The sequence below is a fragment of the Bradyrhizobium sp. AUGA SZCCT0431 genome (genome assembly GCF_018131065.1).
Classification (GTDB): Bacteria; Pseudomonadota; Alphaproteobacteria; order Rhizobiales; family Xanthobacteraceae; genus Bradyrhizobium.
Genome location: NZ_JAFCLR010000015.1, coordinates 14,359 through 35,360 on the forward strand (window position 1 = coordinate 14,359; position 21,002 = coordinate 35,360).

The following is a 21,002-nucleotide window of genomic DNA, read 5'->3' on the forward strand; positions in this document are numbered from 1 at the left end:
CTCCGCCGGTCACGCATCGGCGCAGCATGATGTCCCCAGCCGCCACGCAGGCGGCCAGGTTCCCCCTTTAGAATGCGGTGAGGTCAGGACAGTCCGTCGCGCTGGCAGCTGCTCGGCACGTAGCCAAAATGCCGGCGGAACGCCGTGGAAAAATTCGCCGGGTTGGCGTAGCCCACGGCATAGGCCGCCTCGGTGACCGACAATCCCTGATGCAGCAAGGCTTCGCGGGCCGATTTCAGCCGGCTGGTTCGAAGATATTCCGATGCGCTGACGCCATAGACCCGATGAAATTGCGCCGTGAACGAGCGGCGGCTGACGCCGGCGTGCCTTGCCAGTTCGGCAATCGTCCAGGGATGCCGCAGATCGGATTCGATCAGCTCCCTGACCGCCTGCAGGCGTAAACGCTTATGGTCGGATACGAGGCTGACGCCCTCGTTGCCGCGCAGCGCCAGCATGGCCCGGGCCAGCATCTCGGTCGCATGCGCCGACAGCAGCAGCTCGGCGGTCCGGCCTTCCGCCACCGGGGAAATCATCTCTATGGCAATCGCCTTGATCCGGGGCGACGCCTTCAGCGAAGCGACGAAGACGTTTTGGTCCCTGGTGTCGAACAGTCCGATGAATTCATCCATCAGTCCGAGCCGCTCCAGGGACGCGACGGGAAAGGCGACACCGGCCGCCTGCATGTGCGCGCCGCGCGGCGCATCGCCGTCCCACAGCGTCGGCTCCTTGAGCGCCATGACCACGAGGGAAGCATCCGAATAGCTGATCCGGGTGGCGCCCTTACGCGCCCGGCCGCTCCCTGCCCCCTTGAGTATCACGGAGACAAAAAGCCCTGCCTTGATGACACCTTCAGTACGAATCCGGGTGCCCAGCACGATATTGTTGCGTTGGAAAAGGCAGCCCGGCGTCTCCAGCCATTGCGTACGGCTGGCAAAATCTTCCACGATCGACCTGTCATTGTCATCGGGATCGACGATGCGGAACTGCTCGAAAATGTGGTCGTAGATATGCGGCATCAATGCGGTTCGGAAACGCTCATGCCGCCACTATGCAATCTGCGCAGATCGTCCTCAACGATGATCGCCGCTTCCAGTTTAGAAGGTTTTGAAAATAGAATCGTTTTAATCAGCTTGCGGTGGATGTGGGCGCAGCCTCGTGCACTCCGCACGCGGTAGCAAGCAGACCCTGGTCGGTTGGAATTCGACGATCATTCGCCCTCGGCGAAGCCGGCCCGGACGACTTCCTCGCGCTTTCGCCGCAGATGCGTGCGCAGGATATGGGCGAGCCCGCCGGCGTCGCGCCGCTGCAGCGCGTTCAGGATTCCTTCGTGCTCCTGGATGGCGAGCGCCCAATGCTCAGGCGACATCGGCGTGATGAACCGAGCCCGCCGTATCCTTGCGGCGATCGACTCATAGAAGCCGGCAAGCACCGCGTTATCGGCCGCGCGAACGATGGCCTCGTGGATCAACCGGTTGCAGCGATAGTACGACAGCAGATCCTGCGCGCGATAATGTTCGACCATGCTGGCCTGCAGCTCGGCAATTTCGCGCAGCTGCGCGTCGGAAATGCGCGGACATGCCAGCTCACCAGCCGCGGCTTCGAGCGCCTCGCAGACTTCGAACAGTTCCTTGACGTCCTTCTGGGTGAGCTTGGCGGCCCGCGAGCCGCGATTGGGCAACAGCACCACGAGCCCTTCGGCCGCGAGCACCTTGAGCGCCTCGCGCAGCGGCGTACGCGATATCGCGAACGACGCACACAGCTCGCGTTCTGGAATGCGCGCACCCGGCGGGATTTCGCCCTCCGTCAAGACGTGCCGGAGGCGGGAAACCACCTCGTCATGCATCATATCGAGGTTCTCCTCGGCGACTCATGGAACCATTTTGAATGCAAAAATGATCCATACCAAGCAAATTCGACCAAATTCCTGTTGCATTGGATATGTTTTGCATTCAAAAATGCCCTCCACAGCCAAACTGAGGTTCCATCCTGAGGGGTCTGTCAAGAAAATGAATGAAAACGTCACCCCCGACACAGACCTGCTGTACGAGGTCCGCGACGGCATCGGCCGGATCATTTTCAACCGGCCGCAGGCGAGAAACTCGCTGACCTTCGGCATGTATGAGCGGCTCGCCGCGATCTGCGAAGCCGCCGCCGGCGACCGCAGCCTCAAGGTGTTGATCCTGAGCGGCGCGGGCGACAAGGCGTTCGCGGCCGGCACCGACATCAACCAGTTTCGCGCGTTCAACACCCCGCAGGATGCCATCGACTACGAGGCCCGGATCGATCGCGTGCTGACCACGCTCGAACAATGCCGGGTGCCGACCATTGCGGCGATCAACGGCGCTTGCACCGGCGGCGGCGCCGCGATCGCCGCATGCTGCGACTTGCGCATCGGCACCAGGACCGCGAAATTCGGGTTTCCGATCGCGCGCACGCTCGGCAACTGCCTGTCGGCATCCAGCATCGGCCGGCTCTCGGGCCTGATCGGGGCGACGCGGCTCAAGGAGATCATCTTTACCGCGCGCCTGATCGAAGCCGAAGAGGCCGCCGGCATCGCCCTGCTGCATGAAGTCGTGGAAGATCTTTCCGCCCTCGAACGGCGGGCCGATGAACTGGGACGGCTTGTCGCTGGTCATGCGCCCCTGACGCTGCGTGCCACCAAGCAGGCGCTGCTTCGCGCGCAGCCCAAGCCGGCCGAAGACGAGGACCTGATCCTGATGTGTTACCAAAGCCGGGATTTCCGGGAAGGCATGGACGCCTTCCTGGGCAAGCGCCAGCCGCAATGGACTGGCGACTGATCGCAACAAGAACAACAACATTGCGGGAGAAACAATGGGTCCCCTGAGTGGATTGAAGGTTGTCGATCTGACGCACGTCATGGCAGGCCCGACCTGCACGCTGATGCTCGCCGACATGGGCGCCGAGGTCATCAAGATCGAAAAGATTCCGGCCGGCGACGACACCCGCTACATGGTCCCTCCCAGGATCGGCGACGTGGCGGCCTCATTCCTGATGATGAACCGCAACAAGAAGGGCATTGCGCTGGATCTGAAGACACCGGGCGGCGCAAAGGTGCTGCGGCGCCTGATCGGATCGGCGGACGTGCTCGTTGAGAATTTCGGCCCCGGGGTGATGGACAGGCTCGGTTTCGGTTACGCCGACATCAGCAAGGCGCACCCTGCCCTGATCTACTGCTCGCTGTCCGGCTTTGGCCGCACCGGCCCCTACAAGCATCGCCGCGGCTTCGATCTGGTGGCGCAGGCGATGAGCGGCATCATGAGCTTCACCGGCGAGCGGCCCGACGGACCACCGGTCAAATGCGGCGCGCCGCTGTCCGACATCACGGCGGGAATTCTCGCGGCCATGGGCATTCTCGCCGCCTATGCGCACCGTCTCAAAACCGGCGAGGGGCAATGGGTCGAAACCTCCCTGTTCGAGGCCGCCCTCGTTCAGACCTACTGGCAGGCTGCCATCGCGATGGCCACCGGCGTGGCGCCGAAGGCGATGGGTTCGGCCCATCCGCTCAATGCGCCCTACCAGGCGTTCGAAACATCAGACAAATGGATCGTGGTCGGCGGCGCCAACCAGAAAAACTGGATGCGCACGCTCGAAGTGCTGGATGCAATCGAACTGGCGCGGGATCCGCGGTTTGCGACCGGCGCCGATCGAATGGGACATTTGAAGGAACTGGAAGCCGTGCTCACGGCGCGCTTTAAAACCAAATCCGCCGAATATTGGCTGGCGGCGCTCGAGGAGGCCGGCGTCCCCTGCGGGCCCGTCAACGACATGCTGCAGGCCCTCGCCGACCCGCAGACGATCGCGCGTGAAATGGTGGTCGAGGTCGAGCATTCCACGCTCGGCAGCGTGAAGACGATTGGATTGCCGATCAAGTTCTCGCAGACGCCCGGCAAGGTGCGCTCGGGGGCGCCGCTCTACGGCGAGCACACCAGCGCAATCCTCGGCGCTTACGGTTTTGACGCCGACGAAATTGCGGCGCTTCACAGGGAGGGCGCGATCGCCGCGCCGGAGTTTGCCAAGGATGAAGTAGGCTGACGCAAAAGCCCAGGAAACGCCAGAACCAAGAAAACAAAAATCATAAGACACACGGGAGGACTAGATGTCTCAGAAGCCGACATTCGCTGCGATCGCCTTCGGTCTCGCAATCGGGTTCACGGGAGCGGCAAATGCCGCGTGGCAACCGGCCAAGCCGATCGAATTCATTGCAACGGCAGGCCCGGGCGGCGGCACGGACAACTTCGCGCGTGCCGTCCAGAACATCGTCACCAAATATAAGCTGGTCGAGCAGCCTATCGTCGTCGTCAACAAGGCCGGCGGCAGCGGCGCCGAAGGTTACACCTACACCAAGGCCATGGCGGGCGATCCCTACAAGGTCGTGTTCGGCACATCGAACGCCTGGAACCAGCCGATGGTCTCCAAGGTCGCCTATAACTACACCGACCTGACGCCGATTGCCGCGATGGTGCAGGACGAATTCCTGCTCTGGGTGAAGCAGGATGCGCCCTACCAGAACGTGCAGGATTTTCTCAAAGCCGTTGCCGCGAAGCCGCCGGGCGATGTCAAGATGGGCGGCGCGCAATCAAAGGACACCGATGAAACGCTCACGCGCATGATCGACAAGGCGGCCAAGGTGAAATTCGTCTACATTCCCTTCAAGAGCGGCGCCGAAGCCGCGGTGCAACTGGCCGGCGGCCATATCGACGCCCACGTCAACAATCCCAGCGAAAGCATCGGACAGTGGAAGGGCAGCACGCAGCGCCCGCTATGCGCCTTCAGCCCGCAGCGCCTGCCCGACGGACCCAAGGTCACGGCAACGCAGAACTGGCACGACATCCCGACCTGCGTTGAATCCGGCCTGGCCATTCCGCAATTCCAGCAACCGCGCACGGTGTGGCTGCCGGGAAAGGTGACGGCCGATCAGGCCGCCTTCTATGTCGATCTGATGAAGAAGGTGCAGGCCACGCCGGAATGGAAGGAATATATCGAGCGGACGTCGCAAACCGACACGTTCCTGACCGGTGATGCCTTCAACAAGTTCATCAAGGAAGACATCGAACGCACCCGCAAGGTTGCCGCCGATGAAGGCTGGCTGATCTCCAACTAGGGTTCGGACGATGGTCTCTGGACGCAGCCTGGAAGCGGCGACGGCGCTCATCACCGGGGCGTTCGGCGCAGCCGTCGTCGTCTCCAGCCTCGACAACGGTATCGGCTGGTCCGCCGCCGGCGTCGAGTCCGGCACCTTTCCATTGATCGTCGGCCTCGTCATCCTGGCCGGCAGTTTGTTCAATCTCGTGCAGGGATGGATGCACGCGCGGGCCGTCATCCTCGGGCCAAGCGAGTTCAGGCGATTGCCGATCCTGTTCGTCCCGGCCGCGGTGTTTGTCGGGGTTATTCCGCTGATCGGGATGTATCCGGCCGCCGCGCTCTATGTGTTCGGAGCGCTGGCCTGGCACAAGCGTGGCTCGCTGTTGCTCGCAGCCGTCGCCGCGATCGGCGCGGCGCTGGCGCTCTATCTGATGTTCGAGCTGACGTTCCAGATCTCGTTGCCGCGCGGCGCGCTCGGCACCTTGTTCGGCTTCTAGGGGAGCGCTTCGTTGGAGAATCTCGAAGCCCTGATGCACGGCTTTGGCATCGCGCTGTCAGGCAATCATATTTTGCTGATGGTGATCGGCGTGCTGCTCGGCATTCTCGTCGGCGTGCTGCCCGGCCTCGGCGCGCCCAACGGCGTATCGCTGCTGCTGCCGCTCACCTTCGGAATGCAGCCGGTGTCGGCCATCATCCTGCTCTCGTCGATGTATTGGGGCGCCTTGTTCGGCGGCTCGGTGACGTCCATTCTGTTCAACATTCCGGGTGAGCCCTCCTCGGTCGCGACCACGTTCGACGGCTATCCGATGGCGCGCGACGGCAGGCCGACCACGGCGCTGGCGACGGCGTTCGGCTCGGCCGCCTTTGGCGCGCTCGCCGGTGTCGTTCTGATTACGCTTGCGGCGTCATGGGTCGCGCAAGTGGCGCTGGCCTTCGGGCCGCCGGAATATTTCGCGGTCTATTTTCTGGCGTTTGCGAGTTTCATCGGGATGGGCGGCTCGCCGCCGATCAAGACGCTGGTATCGCTCGCGATCGGCTTTGCCCTGGCGGCCGTCGGGATCGACACGGTCTCCGGCAGCGTGCGGCTCACCATGGGCATCGACGAGATGGTGAAGGGCGTCAGCTTCGTGGTCGCCGTCATGGGCCTGTTCGGGATCGGCGAGTTGATGATTGCCGTGGAAGAGGAATTTCATGTCAAGGCGATCTCCTCCAAAGTGGAGTGGCGCGAAGTCTTCCGTACGCTCGTGGGTCTTCCGAAACATGGCTGGGCGCTCCTCCGCAGCGCGGCAATCGGCTGCTGGATGGGTATCACGCCGGGAGGCCCGACCGCCGCATCGTTCATGAGCTACGGCATCGCCAAGCGTCTTTCGCCCCGGCGCGCGAATTTCGGCAAGGGCGAGCCGGAAGGCATCGTCGCTCCGGAAGCCGCGGATCATGCCGCCGGCACCAGCGCCCTGCTTCCGATGCTGTCGCTGGGCATCCCGGGATCGGCGACCGCCGCCGTCATGATGGGCGGGCTGATGATCTGGGGACTGAATCCCGGACCGATGCTGTTCGTCGAGCAAAAGGACTTCGTCTGGGGATTGATCGCCTCGATGTATCTCGGCAACGTCGTGGCCGTGGTCCTGGTGCTGCTGACGGTGCCGATCTTCGCGGCGCTGATGCGCGTGCCGTTCTTCATCATTGCGCCTGTGATCGTCATCATCTGCACGGTCGGAGCTTATTCGGTTTCCAATTCCTATCTCGACGTCATGTTGATGATGGGGTTCGGCGTTCTGGGATATCTGTTCAAGAAGCTTCATTATCCGCTGGCCCCACTGGTGCTCGCGATCGTGATTGGCGACAAGGCGGAAGACGCATTTCGCCAATCCATGCTGATGTCGAAGGGCTCGCTCGGAATATTTTTTGCCAAACCGCTGGTGACAACGCTGATCCTGCTTGGCGCGGCGCTGCTGCTGATGCCGACAATCTGGCGAACGATCGGCCGGATGATGCCGCGGTCGGAGGTAAAGCCATGATCGGCGCGCAAAACAATTTGACCGCAGATAAGGCCCCGGAGATCCTGATGAGACCAATCATAGCGCTTGCGATGGGCGACCCCGCCGGCATCAGCCCGGAACTGACGGCCCGGCTCCTCGCTCTCGACGACGTCGTCGCCAGGGCCCGGATCGTCGTCATCGGCGACCGCCGCGTCCTCGATGACGGCGCGCGCGTTGCCGCGGTAAAGCTTGACCTGATATCCGCATCGCCCGACGCCGATCTCTCGAAGGAAGAGCGGGCCCCGGTTTTCATCGATCTCGGCCATCTCGATCCGGCATCGGTCGCGCGAAGCACCGCGACAGCCGAAGGCGGCCGGTTTGCGCTGACGAATTATCGTCAAGCGCTGACGATGGCACGCGACGGCCGGGCCGACGCCGTTTGCTTTACGCCCTTCAACAAGAACGCCATGCGACTTGCACATCCCGTCTATGACGACGAGATCAGCTTTTCGGCCGACGTGGTCGGATTAGACGGCCCGGCAAGCGAATTCAACGTGCTGGATGGGCTTTGGAACGCACGCGTCACATCGCATATCCCGCTTGCGGAGGTCGCTTCGCATATCACCAGGGAACGCGTCCTGCGTGCGCTGCGGCTAACGGATGCCTCGATGCGAACCGCGGGGTTCAAGCGTCCGCGCATCGCGGTTGCCGGTCTCAACCCCCATGCCGGCGATGGCGGGAATTTCGGGCGGGAAGAGATCGACGCGATCGGCCCCGCGGTAGAAGAGGCCCGCGCTGAAGGGATCGCGACCGAAGGCCCGTTTCCCGCAGATACCGTGTTCCTCCGCGCCAAAGGCGGCGCGTTCGATGCGGTGCTGACGATGTATCATGACCAGGGCCAGATCGCGATGAAGCTGATGGGGTTCGATCGTGGCGTGACTCTATTAGGCGGCTTTCCGTTTCCGATCTGTACGCCGGCCCACGGGACGGCCTACGACATCGCCGGGAAGGGAATCGCAGGGATCGGAGCCGCCCATGCGGCGATCCTGCTTGCGGTGGAAATGGCGCAAAGAAAGCTGCAGGCTTGAAGCGGCGTTGCGCAACGAAGCCGTGTGGGAGAAGCCTCGCGCCAGCGGTTAGCGTCTGGTCACGACGCGCGGCCTATGCGCGTTCGCCGTCGTTCTGCAATTCCCGAAATATCTGCTGATCCTGCAGAATGACGTCAGCCGTTTGCTTGTAATGTGCCGTCAGCAGGGCCACGGCATCGTCCGCCTCCTTGCTCAATACCGCCGCCATGATCGCCTGGTGTTCGTCGCTCACGTGCCTCGATGGAAAGGCCCTTTGGATCGACAAGCGCCGATACCGGTACAGCTGGTCGGCAAGTTGTCCGCAAAACGCGATCAGTGACTGAGATCCACAATTTCCGATCAGGGTCCTGTGGAAGACGCGATGCAGTCTTTCCCACTCCGGATTGTCTTCGAAATGTTCGGTGTTGAGCGAACGAGGCGTCCTGGCGAGACGATGCTCCGCGAGCAGCAGCAGCTCTTCCCATTGCGGCGTCGAGGCCGCCATGGATTCCCGCAGCGCAAGGCTTTCGACCCAGCACCGGGTCTTGGTCAGTTCAATCAATTCGTTGCGGCTGATGTCGGCGACGTAAAACCCGCGCTGTTCGCGGCATTCGACCAGGCCATCGGCCGTCAGGCGATTGAGCGCCTCGCGCAAAGGCGTCTGGCTGGTCTGATACGTCTCGGTCAGGAAACGCATCTGCAACTTGCGGCCCGGCTCGAGCCTCCCCGAAAGCAGGTCTTCCCTCAGCCGGTCATAGACCGTGCTCGCTTGCGTGGAGGATGCCGTACCTGACGCCAAGCGAAGCGCTGATGTGGTGACCACGCCCAAATTCTCCTTTCGGTCCTCAACCCGGTGACCGATTCCTTATTATATACGCTTTCTCGTATTTGTAAGGAATATATAAATTATGGTTGCCAAGTACATTTTCTATAGGTTAGGAGTCTCCGAGAACTGAGGAAACGACCAGCGGGACCGAAAGCCACGCTGCTTGCGACAACGCTCAACGTTTCCCGGATTTGGGAGCACGCTACGGAATGACCCATTTTCCCGTCACGGCATTGCGCAGCGTCGAGCTCGAAACGCCTGAGATCGGCCGATCGGAGCATTTCTATACGTCCGTCTGGGGGCTTGACCTGGTGACGCGCCACGAGGGTGTCACGTATCTGCGGGCCAGCGGCACCGATCATCATGTGGTCACCTTGCGGCAGGGCGATCGCCCTGCGCTCAGGGCTGTCACCTTCCGACTCGATTCCGATGGGGAGTTCGACTCTATCGCTGCGGCATCACAGCAGCAGGGCGCGACGCTGCTCCATGGCCCCGTCCAAAATCCCGGTCCCGATGGCGGGACGGTCATGGCCATTCGAGCACCCGGCGGCGGCGTGCTGCGCTTTGTTTACGGGGACATGCGGCACGCCGCATCTCTGCCACCCGAAAGCCGGCCGACGAGATTGGCTCACGTCAATCTGAACGCTGCAGATGTCGACGGCTCGGCCGCGTTCTATCAGCGGGCGCTTGGCTTTCGCCTGACGGATCGCACCAAAGCCATGGCGTTCGTCCGCTGCAATGACGACCACCATGCGATCGTCATCGCCGATGCCGCCGTGAACGGCCTCAATCACGTCGCCTTCATGATGCCGAACCTGGAAGCAGTCATGCGGGGTTCGGGCCGCATGATCGACGCCGGATTTCCAATCGCCTGGGGCGTCGGCCGCCACGGCCCGGGCGACAACGTCTTCGCGTATTTCATCGATCCGGTCGGGATCGTCATCGAATACACCGCCGAAGTTCTGCAGATCGACGACAATTATGTGGTGCGCGGGCCGTCGGAATGGGTCTGGCCGTCAGGCAGGACAGACCACTGGGGCATCGCCCCTCCCAAGGCCGATCACGTCAAGGCGGCTCAGACGGCCGTGCCCTACGCCGATGCTTAACCGCGCGATCCGCTTCGCCTTGGAATCTCGACTGGAGTCCTGAGTGACGCTTTCATCGGAGCAACCTAGGAGCGATTACAGCGTTGTCGTGGTCGGTCATGGCCCGTCGGGAGCCATCGCGGCCAGCCTGCTCGGGGACAGGAATATCCGAACCCTTGCGATCGACCGCCAGCGCGACGTCTACGACAAGCCGCGCGCGATCGCGATCGATCATGAGATCCTTCGCCTGCTCGATAACCTCGGCGCCGCAGAGCGCGTGCTGCCCTACATCGCACCGTTTCCTGCCTCGCAGCATTTCGGCGCCAAGGGCCAGCTGATACGCCGGATCGATATGGTGCCCGAACCCTATCCGCTCGGATACACCCCCAGCATGGTGTTCACGCAGCCGCCGGTCGAGGCGGCGCTGCGCGCGCACGCCGCGGCCTATGACAGTGTCGACGTCGAACTGGGAACAGAGCTCACAGGTTTCGATCAATCGCCTGACCGTGTGACGCTGCAACTGCGCGACGACAAGGGAGCGACGCGTTCGGTCACCGCCCACTATATGATCGCTTGCGACGGCGCCTCGAGCGGAACACGGCAAGCGCTTGGCATCACGTTCGAGGACCTGGTGTTCGACGAGCCCTGGCTTGTCGTCGACCTAAGGGTCAACGATGCCGCACTCGGCAAGCTGCCGGAGACGGCGGCGCAATTCTGCGATCCGTCCCGGCCGACGTCCTTCATCGTCGGCCCCGGCAATCATCGCCGTTTCGAGATCATGCTGCTGCCGGGCGAAGATCCCCGTGAGATGGAAGCGCCGGCGCAAGTCTGGCGGCTGCTCAGCCGATGGATCGGGCCTGATGACGCCACGCTGTGGCGTGCGGCGAGCTACCGGTTTCATGCGCTCGTTGCGGAGGAGTGGCGGCGGGGCCGCATATTCCTGGCCGGCGATGCCGCCCATCAGCAGCCCCCCTTCATCGGCCAGGGCATGTGCCAGGGCATTCGCGACGTCGGAAATCTCGTCTGGAAGCTCGATCGCGTTCTGAAACGGCAATCCGGCCCCACGCTGCTCGACACCTATGGCGAGGAGCGAAGCGAGCATGTTCGCCAACTCACCACCCGGATCAAGGCGATCGGGCACGTGATTTGCGAGCGCGACCCCGTCGCGGCCGAGGCGCGCGATATCAGCATTCTTGCCGAAGGCGGCGGTCTCCCCCGCACCTTCACCCGCCAGGAGATTGTCCCGCCGCTCCAGAAAGGCCTTCTCGCGTTCCCGCTGCAGCCGGCGCACGGCACGCTGTTTCCGCAGCCCTGGATCAGAACGGCAGAAGGGCGGCGCCTGCTCGACAGCGCCGCAGGAACTGGATGGCGGCTTGTGCTGGACCAGCGAAACGCGCCGGATCTGACCGCTGATGTGCGGGCGCATCTGACCGGGCTTGGCATGCGACTGATCCGAATCTGTTCTGGGGACGCGGCAGATCAAGCCGGGCATGACGCCGTCGCTGAAGAAGATGGCGTTCTCGCCGCCTGGTTCGACCGCCATGGCTGCCGGGCCGCGATCGTCCGGCCGGACCACTACGTCTTCGGCGTCGCCAACGACGAAAGCGCGCTCGGCAGGATGCTGTCAGAGCTTGCGGGACGTCTTCAATGATCCATCAGGGATTGCAGCTTGAAGGCACAAACACTCATCACCGTTACGCGGTTTCCAAAGCAAGGACATCACAATGAAATTGGCAAGTTTTACGATCGGCAACAGCCGCACCTGGGGCGTGATCGAGGGCGAGGAAGCGATTGACGTCGGCGCGCTCCTCAGGGATCGCTATCCCGATCTCAAATCGGCGATCGCCGCCGACGCATTGCCCGCTGTGCGCGACGCCATCCGCACGGCGAAGCGTTACCCCACGGCTGAGATCAGCTGGCTGCCGGTCATTCCAAATCCCGATAAGATTCTCTGCATCGGCCTGAACTACGAGATGCACCGCAAGGAAACCGGACGCGCCGAAGTCGAGAACCCCACCGTGTTCGGCCGGTTTGCCAACAGCCAGACCGGGCACCTCGCCAACATCATCCGGCCAAAACTCTCACACGATCTCGACTTCGAAGGCGAACTTGCGATCATCATCGGAAAGCCCGGACGCCATATCGCGCGTTCTGACGCGTGGAACCACATCGCCGGCTATGCCTGCTACAACGAAGGCAGCGTGCGCGATTTTCAACGCCATACGCATCAGTTCACGCCCGGCAAGAATTTTCCGGAGACCGGCGCTTTCGGTCCCTGGATGATGACGCCGGACGAACTCGGCGACGTCGCGCCGCTGCGGCTGCAGACGCGCGTCAATGGTCAGATCGTCCAGGATGCGACCATCGATCAGATGATTTTCGATATTCCGCGGCAAATCGAATACTGCTCGTCCTTTACGCGTCTCGAACCGGGCGATGTGATCGCAACGGGGACGCCCGGCGGTGTTGGCGCCAAGCGAACCCCGCCGCTCTGGCTGAAGCCGGGCGATACCGTCGAGGTCGAAATCGATCGCCTTGGCGTGCTGCGCAATGGCGTCGCCGACGAGATTTGAAGCGGGTAGCCCGCGCCGACGTTCCTCGGGACGCCTGCGAACCATCCAATTGTCCGAGAGAACGCCGCCTCAAGCGATCAGAAATCGCAGGCGAATATTTCAGGGAGGATCACCATGTCAAAACTATCCCGCCGCGTGCTGTTGACCGGCATTGCGCTTTGCCTCTCGGGTCCGGTGTACGCACAATCATGGCCGCAAAGGCCGGTATCGGTCGTGGTGCCGCAGGCGGCGGGCAACAGCCCGGATGTGCTGTGCCGCCTGATCGCCGACAAACTCTCGCGCGCGCTCGGACAGCAGTTCGTCGTCGAGAACCGTCCAGGCGCAGCGAACCTCGTTGGCACGCAGGCCGTCGCCCGCGCCGCCCCGGATGGATACACCTTCCTGTTTGCCACTTCGGCCGCGCTTGTCACCAACCCCTATACGTTCAAGAAGCTTCCCTACGATCCGATTAAGGATTTTGTGCCGGTCGCCGTGGTGGCCCGAAGCAACCACGTCCTTCTCGTCAACCCCGAGGTCAAGGCCAAGACGCTCGCGGAATTGATTGCGCTGGAAAAGTCGGCACCGGGATCCCTGAGCATGGCGGTCGACGGCCCGCGCAACCTCTCGGGCCTGATCGCACAATCCATCAACAAGCAGGCCGGGACCGGCTTCGTTCTGGTCCCCTACAATACGACCACGAACGCGGTGCAGGACAGCATGACGGGACGCGTCCAGGTGACTATACAAGCCGCATCGATTGCAGAATCCTTCATCGCGGCGGGCACGCTTCGACCTGTTGCCGTTGCGGGCAGCAAGCGTATCGGTTCGTTGCCGGACGTGCCGGCGATCGCGGAAACGTTAAAGAGCGTGGACCTGCAAGGCTGGTTCATGTTGATGGCGCCGGCCGGCACGCCCGCCGACATCATCCAGAAGCTCAGTTCCGAGATTGCGGGCGCATTAAAGTCCCCGGAGGTGCAGGAGCGCGCCCCCGCCCTCGGGTTTGATGTAGGCATTGGCGACGCGGTGACGCCTGCAGGCGCGAAACGGTTTCTCGATGCCGAGCATGCGTCCGCAGGCAAGGTCATTCAGGAACTCGGTATCCAACCTGAATAGCAAACAACCGATGCTCATCGGGCGGCTGGCTGGGTGAGCGCCTGCAAAGCGCTCACCCAATTCATTATTGGTAAGTACGCTTCTGCCGTATTCGGTTGACGAATACCCGCGACAAATTTGATCGCGACCAAAATATTTGATGACAGTTTTATGACAGCAGCGTTTCACGCAAGCGCTGAACGCCGACGCGCTCGCCATCACCCCGCAAGACTCCGACCCACGCATATTTTTGTCGTGATTCGCGGCGATTCATGACAGAAGTAAAACAATCAGATGTCAGTTCGATTAAATGCGGAGCGGTAAATGAGCTTGGAATGGCGTGCGCAACCAGCCTCCCTGGCCTGGTCTAACCCGGTGATCCGGTGGTGGGGCATGCTGACGCTGGTCAGCGGCGCCAATATCGCGGTTTGGTTCGTGCTGTACCGGCAGCTTCACGGACAGCCGATTGGAAGTCCCGCCAGCACGGCAGGCGTCGAGCTGATGCTCGCGCTCAGCGCGGCCTATGTGTTCGGCTGCGCCTTCCGCTCGATCCTGCCGCGCGCCGACGTACAACGGATCTGCCTGTTCGACACCTGGCTGTCGAGCGTGTTCGTCGGCCGCTCGGTCGCGACCGTGGCCGAGATTGCCTTCGCGGCACAATGGGCTGTTATCCTGCACCAGCTCGGCACCATGACGGGCGCGGACACCACCGTGAACGCCGCCTGGGTGATCGTGCCGCTGATCGTGATCGCGGAGTGCTACTCATGGCACGCGGTGCTGACCACCAAATATCTGAACAACGCCATCGAGAATTCGATCTGGGCCGTCGTCTTCTTCATCATCGGCGTCGGTCTCTGCCGCCTGCTGCCGGAGTTCGACGGCGCGGTGCGCGCGATCCTGATCGTCACGATCGTCGGGATCGCGTTCTATCTGGCGTTTCTGATGACCGTCGACGTCCCGATGTATCTGAACCGGTGGCGGGCCGATGTCGCCGACGCCAATCCGCTGCTGCACCCGCTCGAGGGTCTGCGCGACGTGCGCACGCGCTGGATCGTGACGCACGATATTGCCGAGTGGAAGGAAGAGATTGCCTGGATGTCGCTGTATTTCAGCCTGGCGGTCTGGTCGAGCCTGGCGCTGTGCGTGTTCTATTCGCTTGGGGATCAACTGCCGCGCTATCGTACCCCGGCGCCGGTCGCGAGCATTTCGTCGCAGGCGCCGGCGGTTGTCGCCGGGCTTGAGCCGGTCATGGTGCGCCATCGCGATTAGGCGCGGGCGCCGCTTTTCCCAACGAACTAGCGTGGCTGCAGCGGATAGCCGGTCTCTTGGCGAACCGGTCGCTTGGTCAGCCGGGTCAAGCCGGACTTTTGGTTAAGACGGTTTTGGCGAAGCGTGGCCCGGTTCCTGCTTTGACAGGCTGGTACTAACCTGCTCCATTTCCTTGGCGATCCAATCATTTGGGTCCAAGCCCCCGCGGCGGCGGGGGTGCCAGGGGGCGCAAGTCAGGCATTCAGCACCAGCCGAGGAGTCAATCCGATGCAAGAACGGGAACTTCGAGATCTCATTGCAGACGTCAAGACCGGACGCTTGTCGCGGCGGTCCTTTGTCCAGCAGATGATCGCCGTCGGCCTGACGGCACCGATGGCCGGCATGATGCTGGCCCAATCCGGGGTGGCGATGGCCCAGACCGCGATCCCCTACAAGCCGACCAAGGCCGGCGGCGGCGGGCTTTTGAAAATCCTGTACTGGCAGGCGGTCACCCTGCTCAACCCGCATTTCGCCGTCGGCACCAAGGACCAGGACGGCTCCCGCGTCTTTTACGAGCCGCTGGCCGGATGGGACCAGGAGGGCAATCTGGTCCCGGTGCTGGCCGCCGAAATTCCGAGCAAGGAAAACAACGGCCTCACCGAGGACGGCCTCTCGGTGGTCTGGAAGCTGAAACGGGGCGTCAAATGGCATGACGGCATGCCGTTCACGGCTGACGACGTCGTGTTCAACTGGGAATATGCGCGAAATCCCGAGACCGCCGCGGTCTCGATCGCCAGCTACAAGGACGCCAAGGTCGAAAAGGTCGACGATTTCACCGTTCGCGTGACGTTTTCAAAGCCGACGCCGTTCTGGGCCGATGCCTTTGTCGGCACCTACGGCATGATCATCCCGAAACATCTGTTTGCCGATTACATCGGCGGCAAGTCGCGCGACGCGCCGGCCAACCTCAAGCCGGTGGGTACCGGTCCTTACGTTTTCGTCGATTTCAAGCCGGGCGACATCGTCCGCGGCAAGCTCAATCCGAACTACCACATGCCCAACCGCCCGTATTTCGATACGATCGAAATCAAGGGCGGCGGCGATGCGGTGTCGGCCGCACGCGCGGTGCTGCAGACCGGGGAATATGACTATGCCTGGAACATGCAGGTGGAAGATGAAATCCTGACCAAGCTGGAAGGCGCCGGCAAGGGCAAGGTCAGCATCGTCGAGACCGGCAATATCGAATTCATCATGCTCAACTCGACCGATCCGGCGGCGGAGGTCGATGGCGAGCGCGCCAGCGTCAAGACCAAGCATCCGCTGTTCAGTGACCCGGCGGTGCGCCAGGCCATCAACCTCCTGATCGATCGCGCCTCGATCGAGAAGTTCATCTACGGCCGGACGGCGAGCGCCACCGCAAACTTCCTCAACGCTCCGGCGAAGGTCCGCTCGAAAAACACCAAATTCGAGTTCAACATCGAGAAAGCCAACGCGATCCTGGAGGCCGCCGGCTGGAAAAAGGGCGCCGACGGCATTCGCGCCAAGGACGGCAAGCCGCTGCGGTTCGTCTACCAGACATCGATCAACGCGCCCCGCCAGAAAACGCAGGCCATCGTCAAGCAGGCGTGCCAGAAGGCGGGCATCGACGTCGAGCTGAAGTCGGTGGTGGCATCGGTGTTTTTCTCCTCCGACGCCGCCAATCCCGACACCTACACGCATTTCTATTGCGATGCGCAGATGTACAACACCACCATGACGCAGCCCGACCCCGGGTTCTTCATGAACCAGTATCTGTCGTGGCGGGCGGCGAACAAGGAAAACAAGTGGCAAGGCCGCAACGTCTCGCGCTGGCAGAACAAGGAGTATGACGAGGTTTACAAGCAGGCCGAGCAGGAACTCGATGCCGTGAAGCGGGCCGCGATGTTCATCAAGCTCAACGACCTCGTCGTGACAGACAACTACATCCAACCCCTGCTCCGCCGGCCGAAAGTCTCGGCCGTCGCCGGCAATCTGGCGGTGCCACTCAGCGGCTGGGACAACGATCTTTGGCAGATCGCGAACTGGTACCGCGAGACCTGAGGTGAGCTTTGCGATGCGCAAGATCTGAACGGGCGGTGGCAGGACGACCATGGGAAAATACATCCTCCGGCGCCTGATCATCGCCCTGCCCAGCCTGCTCGGCATCAGCCTCATACTCTTTGTGCTGCTGGCGCTGGCGCCGGGCGACCCGTTCGGCGAACTTGCCACCAACTCCAATGTGCCGCCCGAAGTCCGGGAGGCGCTGCGGGTGAAGTTCGGGATCGACGATCCGATTTTCATCCGCTATTTGCGCTGGCTCGCCGCGATGCTGCAGGGCGACTGGGGCTTTTCGTTCGCCAGCCGCATCAACGTCGACCAGTTGATCCTGCAGCGGGTGCCCACCACGCTGTTCGTGGTCGGCTCGTCGCAGATCCTGGCACTGGCGGTGGCGCTGCCGGTCGGCGTCTATGCGGCGATGCGGCCCTATTCGATCTTCGACCAGATCGCCAACACCTTTGCCTTCATCGGCTTCTCGCTGCCGACTTTCTTCACCGGGCTGCTGCTGATCCTGATCTTCAGCATCAATCTTGGCTGGCTGCCGTTCGTCTACCGGGTCGACATCCCGGCCACCGGCTGGCTCTGGCACTGGGAATATTTCAAGCAGGCGATCATGCCGATCTCGGTGCTCGGCCTGTTTCAGGCCGCCTCCTATACCCGCTACGTCCGCTCGGCGGTGCTCGATGTGATCCGGCTCGACTATGTCACGACGGCCCGCTCGAAGGGCCTCAATGAAGGCAAGGTCGTCATCAAGCACGTGGTGCGCAACGCCTTGATTCCCGTGGTGACGCTGGTCGCGCTGCAAATGCCGGCGGTGTTCGGCGGCGCCATCGTTACCGAACAGATCTTCCGCATCCCCGGCATTGGTTCACTGCTGATCAGCGCCATCCTCGCCAACGACACGCCGGTCATCATGGCGGTGACCTTCGTGTTCGCCTGTCTCGTCGTCGTCTTCAACCTATTGGCCGATATCATCTATGGCTGGCTCGACCCACGCATCTCCTATCGCTGACGTCGTCGTTCCGCTCGAGGGACGCCCGCGCCACATTTCGCCCGGCTATGAGGTGTGGCGAAAATTTCGCCGCCATCGCATGGCGGTGGCGAGCATCGGCATTTTGACGTTGCTGACCGCGGCCGTTCTGTTCGGCCCGCTGATCTGGCGGATACCGATCAACGAAATCGATTTCACCGCGCGGCTCGCTCACCCGTCCTGGGATCACCCGTTCGGCACCGACGATCTCGGCCAGGACCTGCTGGCGCGCATGCTGTATGGCGGACGCATTTCGCTGGCGGTCGGGTTCGCGGCGATGGCGGTCGCCATCATCGTCGGCGTGCTGATCGGGGCGATCTCGGGCATCTCCCGCGGCAGCGTTGATGCTGCGCTGATGTGGATCACCGATCTGTTCCTGGCGTTGCCGCAACTGCCGCTGCTGCTATTGGTGATCTATCTGTTCCGGGATTTTCTCAAGAACTGGGTCGGCCCCGAGGGCGGCGTCTTCATCCTGATCGTGCTCGTGATCGGTGCGTTTCGCTGGATGCCGGTGGCGCGGCTGGTGCGCGCGCAGTTTTTGTCGCTGCGCGAAAAGGAATTCGTCGAAGCGGCGCGCGCGCTCGGCGCCACCACGCCGCGGCTGGTGATCAGGCACATCCTGCCGAACTCGCTCGGGCCTGTCATCGTGGCGGGCACCATCGACGTCGCGGCGGCAATCATCGCGGAATCGACGCTGTCGTTTCTCGGCCTCGGCTTTCCGCCTGACATCCCGACCTGGGGGCGGCTGCTGTTCGACGCCAAGGATTATCTCGACATCGCACCGCACTGGGCGCTGTTCGCGGGGGCCGCGATTTTCCTGACCGTGCTCACCATCAATTTCATCGGCGACGGATTGCGCGACGCGCTCGACCCCCGGAGAGTCATGTAATGTTGCGTCCGGAGGATACCGCGAACGTGGCTGCAGCACCGACCGACGAAGCGCCCATGCTCGACATCAGGGGCTTGAAGACGCATTTTGCGACCGATGACGGCATCGTGCAGGCGGTCGACGGCGTCGATATTGCCGTCCGGCGCGGGGAGACGGTCTGCGTGGTCGGCGAGTCCGGTTGCGGCAAGACGGTCACGGCGCTTTCCGTGCTCAAGCTGATCGCAATGCCGCCCGGGCGGATCGCCGGCGGGCAGATCCTGTGGCAGGGCCGCGATCTGGTGCCGATGGCGGCGGACGAGATGAACCAGATTCGCGCCAAGGAAATCGCCATCGTGTTCCAGGAGCCGATGACCTCGCTCAATCCGGTCTACACCATCGGCGACCAGATCGGCGAAGTGATCGCCCTGCATGAGGGTCTCGGACGCCGCGCCGTGCTGGAGCGGACCATCGACATGCTGGCGCTGGTCCAGATCCCGAACCCGGCGCGCCGCGTCAACGACTACCCGCACCAGTTTTCCGGCGGCATGCGGCAGCGCGTGATGATCGCGATGGCGCTGTCGTGCCATCCAAAACTGCTGATCGCGGACGAGCCGACCACGGCGCTCGACGTCACGATCCAGGCGCAGATCCTCGATCTGCTGCAGGACATGAAATCGCGCCTTGGCATGTCGATCATGCTGATCACCCACGCCATGGGCGTCGTCGCCGAAGTCGCCCAGCGCGTGGTGGTGATGTATGCGGGCAAGGTGGTGGAGGAAGCCGCGGTCGAGCAGCTGTTTGCCAACCCGCGCCATCCCTATACGCAGGGCCTGATCCGCTCGATCCCGCGCGTCGACAGGGGCGGTGGCCGCAAGGCCCGGCTGCAGACCATCGCCGGCACGGTGCCGAAGCTGATCAACCCGCCGGGCGGCTGCCGCTTCGCGCCGCGCTGCGGTTTTGCCACCGATGAATGCGTGCGCGCGCAGCCTGCCTTGCGCGAGCTCGAACCCGGCCACAAGGTGGCCTGCATCCACGCTGAAACGACGGTGGTTCAATGAGCGAGCCGCTGCTCAAGGTAGCCAAACTGACCAAGGAGTTTCCGCTCAAGGGCGGGCTGTTCAGCGGTCACACCGCCAGCGTTCATGCGGTCGACGGCGTCGATTTTCACGTCGATCGCGGTGAAACGCTGGGCCTGGTCGGCGAATCCGGCTGCGGCAAGTCGACCACCGGCCGCTGCGTGCTTCGCCTGATCGAACCGAGTTCGGGCGAAATCCATTTCGACGGCAAGGATGTCCGGTCGCTCAAGGCCGACGACCTTCGCATCCTGCGCCGCGACATCCAGATCATCTTTCAGGACCCCTATGCGTCGCTTAATCCGCGCATGAATGTGGGCGCGATCGTCGGCGAAGCGCTGATCATTCACCAATTGACCAAAACCAAACAGCAGTTCGAAGAGCGCGTGGTGGATTTGCTGGAAACCGTCGGCCTGCGCGCGGACCATATGGGGCGCTATCCGAACGAATTCTCCGGCGGCCAGCGCCAGCGCATTGGCATCGCGCGGGCGCTTGCGGTCGAGCCCAAGCTGATCATCTGCGACGAGCCGGTATCGGCGCTGGATGTCTCGATCCAGGCCCAGGTCATCAACCTGCTTGAAGATTTGCAGGAAAAATTCGGGCTCGCCTATCTCTTCATCGCCCATGATCTTGCGGTCGTCGAGCATATCTCCAAGCGTATCGCGGTGATGTATCTCGGGCGCATTGTCGAGATGGCGTCGGCCCACGAGCTCTATGCCTCGCCGCGGCACCCCTACACCGAAGCGCTGCTGTCGGCGGTGCCGATACCGGATCCGAAAGTGAAGCGGCAGCGCGTCCGGCTGTCGGGCGAAGTGCCGAACCCGATTTCGCCGCCGACCGGCTGTCACTTTCACACCAGATGCCCGATCGCGCAGTTTCCGTTGTGCAAGAGCGAGGCGCCGCCGCTCAAGCAAAGCGCCGACGGCCACTGGGTCGCCTGCCATTTCCGCTGAAGGCAAGTCTGCACGGCGCGCGGTTCCATCGAGATGATCCGGCGATGGCA

The 21,002-nt window shown here is 62.7% G+C and carries 19 protein-coding genes; 16 read left to right on the plus strand and 3 right to left on the minus strand.

Translation table 11 applies throughout. The features are described from left to right. Positions 1 to 83 precede the first annotated feature (83 nt). Together JQ567_RS16390 and JQ567_RS16395 are read right to left on the minus strand one after the other, a co-directional pair. Complete coding sequence (locus JQ567_RS16390) at positions 84 to 1,016, minus strand: helix-turn-helix transcriptional regulator (protein ID WP_212439793.1); 933 nt, start codon at positions 1,014 to 1,016, stop codon at positions 84 to 86. A gap of 191 nt (positions 1,017 to 1,207) precedes the next feature. Next, on the minus strand, positions 1,208 to 1,846 hold the full coding sequence (locus JQ567_RS16395) for a GntR family transcriptional regulator (protein ID WP_212439794.1): 639 nt from the start codon (positions 1,844 to 1,846) through the stop codon (positions 1,208 to 1,210). Between the two features lie 160 nt (positions 1,847 to 2,006). Here JQ567_RS16395 and JQ567_RS16400 point away from each other — a divergent pair, with 160 nt between their 5' ends. From JQ567_RS16400 to JQ567_RS16425, 6 genes are all read left to right on the plus strand, one after another. After that, positions 2,007 to 2,798: an enoyl-CoA hydratase/isomerase family protein gene (locus JQ567_RS16400; RefSeq protein ID WP_212439795.1), complete on the plus strand. Its 792-nt coding sequence runs from the start codon at positions 2,007 to 2,009 to the stop codon at positions 2,796 to 2,798. A gap of 34 nt (positions 2,799 to 2,832) precedes the next feature. Then, entirely contained in the window at positions 2,833 to 4,053 is a 1,221-nt protein-coding gene (locus JQ567_RS16405) for a CaiB/BaiF CoA-transferase family protein (protein WP_212439796.1), read from the plus strand. Between the two features lie 64 nt (positions 4,054 to 4,117). Next, positions 4,118 to 5,122, plus strand: coding sequence for a tripartite tricarboxylate transporter substrate binding protein (locus tag JQ567_RS16410; RefSeq protein ID WP_212439797.1), 1,005 nt, complete (start codon positions 4,118 to 4,120; stop codon positions 5,120 to 5,122). 10 nt (positions 5,123 to 5,132) lie between these two features. Beyond that, positions 5,133 to 5,600, plus strand: coding sequence for a tripartite tricarboxylate transporter TctB family protein (locus JQ567_RS16415; protein ID WP_212439798.1), 468 nt, complete (start codon positions 5,133 to 5,135; stop codon positions 5,598 to 5,600). Between the two features lie 12 nt (positions 5,601 to 5,612). Further along, positions 5,613 to 7,121 (plus strand): tripartite tricarboxylate transporter permease, encoded by a 1,509-nt coding sequence (locus JQ567_RS16420; protein WP_212439799.1) that lies wholly within the window; start codon positions 5,613 to 5,615, stop codon positions 7,119 to 7,121. Positions 7,122 to 7,168: 47 nt separating this feature from the next. Next, positions 7,169 to 8,170 (plus strand): 4-hydroxythreonine-4-phosphate dehydrogenase PdxA, encoded by a 1,002-nt coding sequence (locus JQ567_RS16425; protein ID WP_249165507.1) that lies wholly within the window; start codon positions 7,169 to 7,171, stop codon positions 8,168 to 8,170. Positions 8,171 to 8,243: 73 nt separating this feature from the next. On the opposite strand, the gene JQ567_RS16430 is transcribed toward JQ567_RS16425, so the two are convergent. Beyond that, on the minus strand, positions 8,244 to 8,972 hold the full coding sequence (locus tag JQ567_RS16430) for a GntR family transcriptional regulator (RefSeq protein ID WP_312017413.1): 729 nt from the start codon (positions 8,970 to 8,972) through the stop codon (positions 8,244 to 8,246). A 212-nt stretch (positions 8,973 to 9,184) separates the two neighbouring features. Between JQ567_RS16430 and JQ567_RS16435 the strand changes: the two genes are divergently transcribed. From JQ567_RS16435 to JQ567_RS16480, 10 genes are all read left to right on the plus strand, one after another. Beyond that, positions 9,185 to 10,081, plus strand: coding sequence for a VOC family protein (locus JQ567_RS16435; protein WP_212439801.1), 897 nt, complete (start codon positions 9,185 to 9,187; stop codon positions 10,079 to 10,081). A gap of 43 nt (positions 10,082 to 10,124) precedes the next feature. Then, a complete protein-coding gene (locus JQ567_RS16440; RefSeq protein WP_212439802.1) occupies positions 10,125 to 11,711 on the plus strand; it encodes a bifunctional 3-(3-hydroxy-phenyl)propionate/3-hydroxycinnamic acid hydroxylase in 1,587 nt (528 codons plus the stop codon). Between the two features lie 73 nt (positions 11,712 to 11,784). After that, on the plus strand, positions 11,785 to 12,633 hold the full coding sequence (locus JQ567_RS16445) for a fumarylacetoacetate hydrolase family protein (protein WP_212439803.1): 849 nt from the start codon (positions 11,785 to 11,787) through the stop codon (positions 12,631 to 12,633). Between the two features lie 135 nt (positions 12,634 to 12,768). Further along, positions 12,769 to 13,725: a tripartite tricarboxylate transporter substrate binding protein gene (locus JQ567_RS16450; RefSeq protein WP_312017414.1), complete on the plus strand. Its 957-nt coding sequence runs from the start codon at positions 12,769 to 12,771 to the stop codon at positions 13,723 to 13,725. 303 nt (positions 13,726 to 14,028) lie between these two features. Beyond that, a complete protein-coding gene (locus tag JQ567_RS16455) occupies positions 14,029 to 14,973 on the plus strand; it encodes a hypothetical protein (RefSeq protein ID WP_249165509.1) in 945 nt (314 codons plus the stop codon). 267 nt (positions 14,974 to 15,240) lie between these two features. Further along, positions 15,241 to 17,031, plus strand: coding sequence for a peptide ABC transporter substrate-binding protein (locus tag JQ567_RS16460; RefSeq protein ID WP_212439805.1), 1,791 nt, complete (start codon positions 15,241 to 15,243; stop codon positions 17,029 to 17,031). Between the two features lie 49 nt (positions 17,032 to 17,080). Then, on the plus strand, positions 17,081 to 18,040 hold the full coding sequence (locus tag JQ567_RS16465; protein ID WP_192736985.1) for an ABC transporter permease: 960 nt from the start codon (positions 17,081 to 17,083) through the stop codon (positions 18,038 to 18,040). After that, positions 18,006 to 18,947 carry an ABC transporter permease gene (locus JQ567_RS16470; protein ID WP_212267902.1) on the plus strand — a complete coding sequence of 314 codons (942 nt, stop codon included), beginning with the start codon at positions 18,006 to 18,008 and terminating at the stop codon, positions 18,945 to 18,947. Before JQ567_RS16465 ends, JQ567_RS16470 begins: the two co-directional genes overlap by 35 nt. Then, positions 18,947 to 19,984: an ABC transporter ATP-binding protein gene (locus JQ567_RS16475; protein WP_212439806.1), complete on the plus strand. Its 1,038-nt coding sequence runs from the start codon at positions 18,947 to 18,949 to the stop codon at positions 19,982 to 19,984. Before JQ567_RS16470 ends, JQ567_RS16475 begins: the two co-directional genes overlap by 1 nt. Continuing rightward, positions 19,981 to 20,952, plus strand: a complete 972-nt coding sequence (locus JQ567_RS16480) for an ABC transporter ATP-binding protein (protein ID WP_212439807.1) — start codon at positions 19,981 to 19,983, stop codon at positions 20,950 to 20,952. Before JQ567_RS16475 ends, JQ567_RS16480 begins: the two co-directional genes overlap by 4 nt. Positions 20,953 to 21,002: the final 50 nt, after the last annotated feature.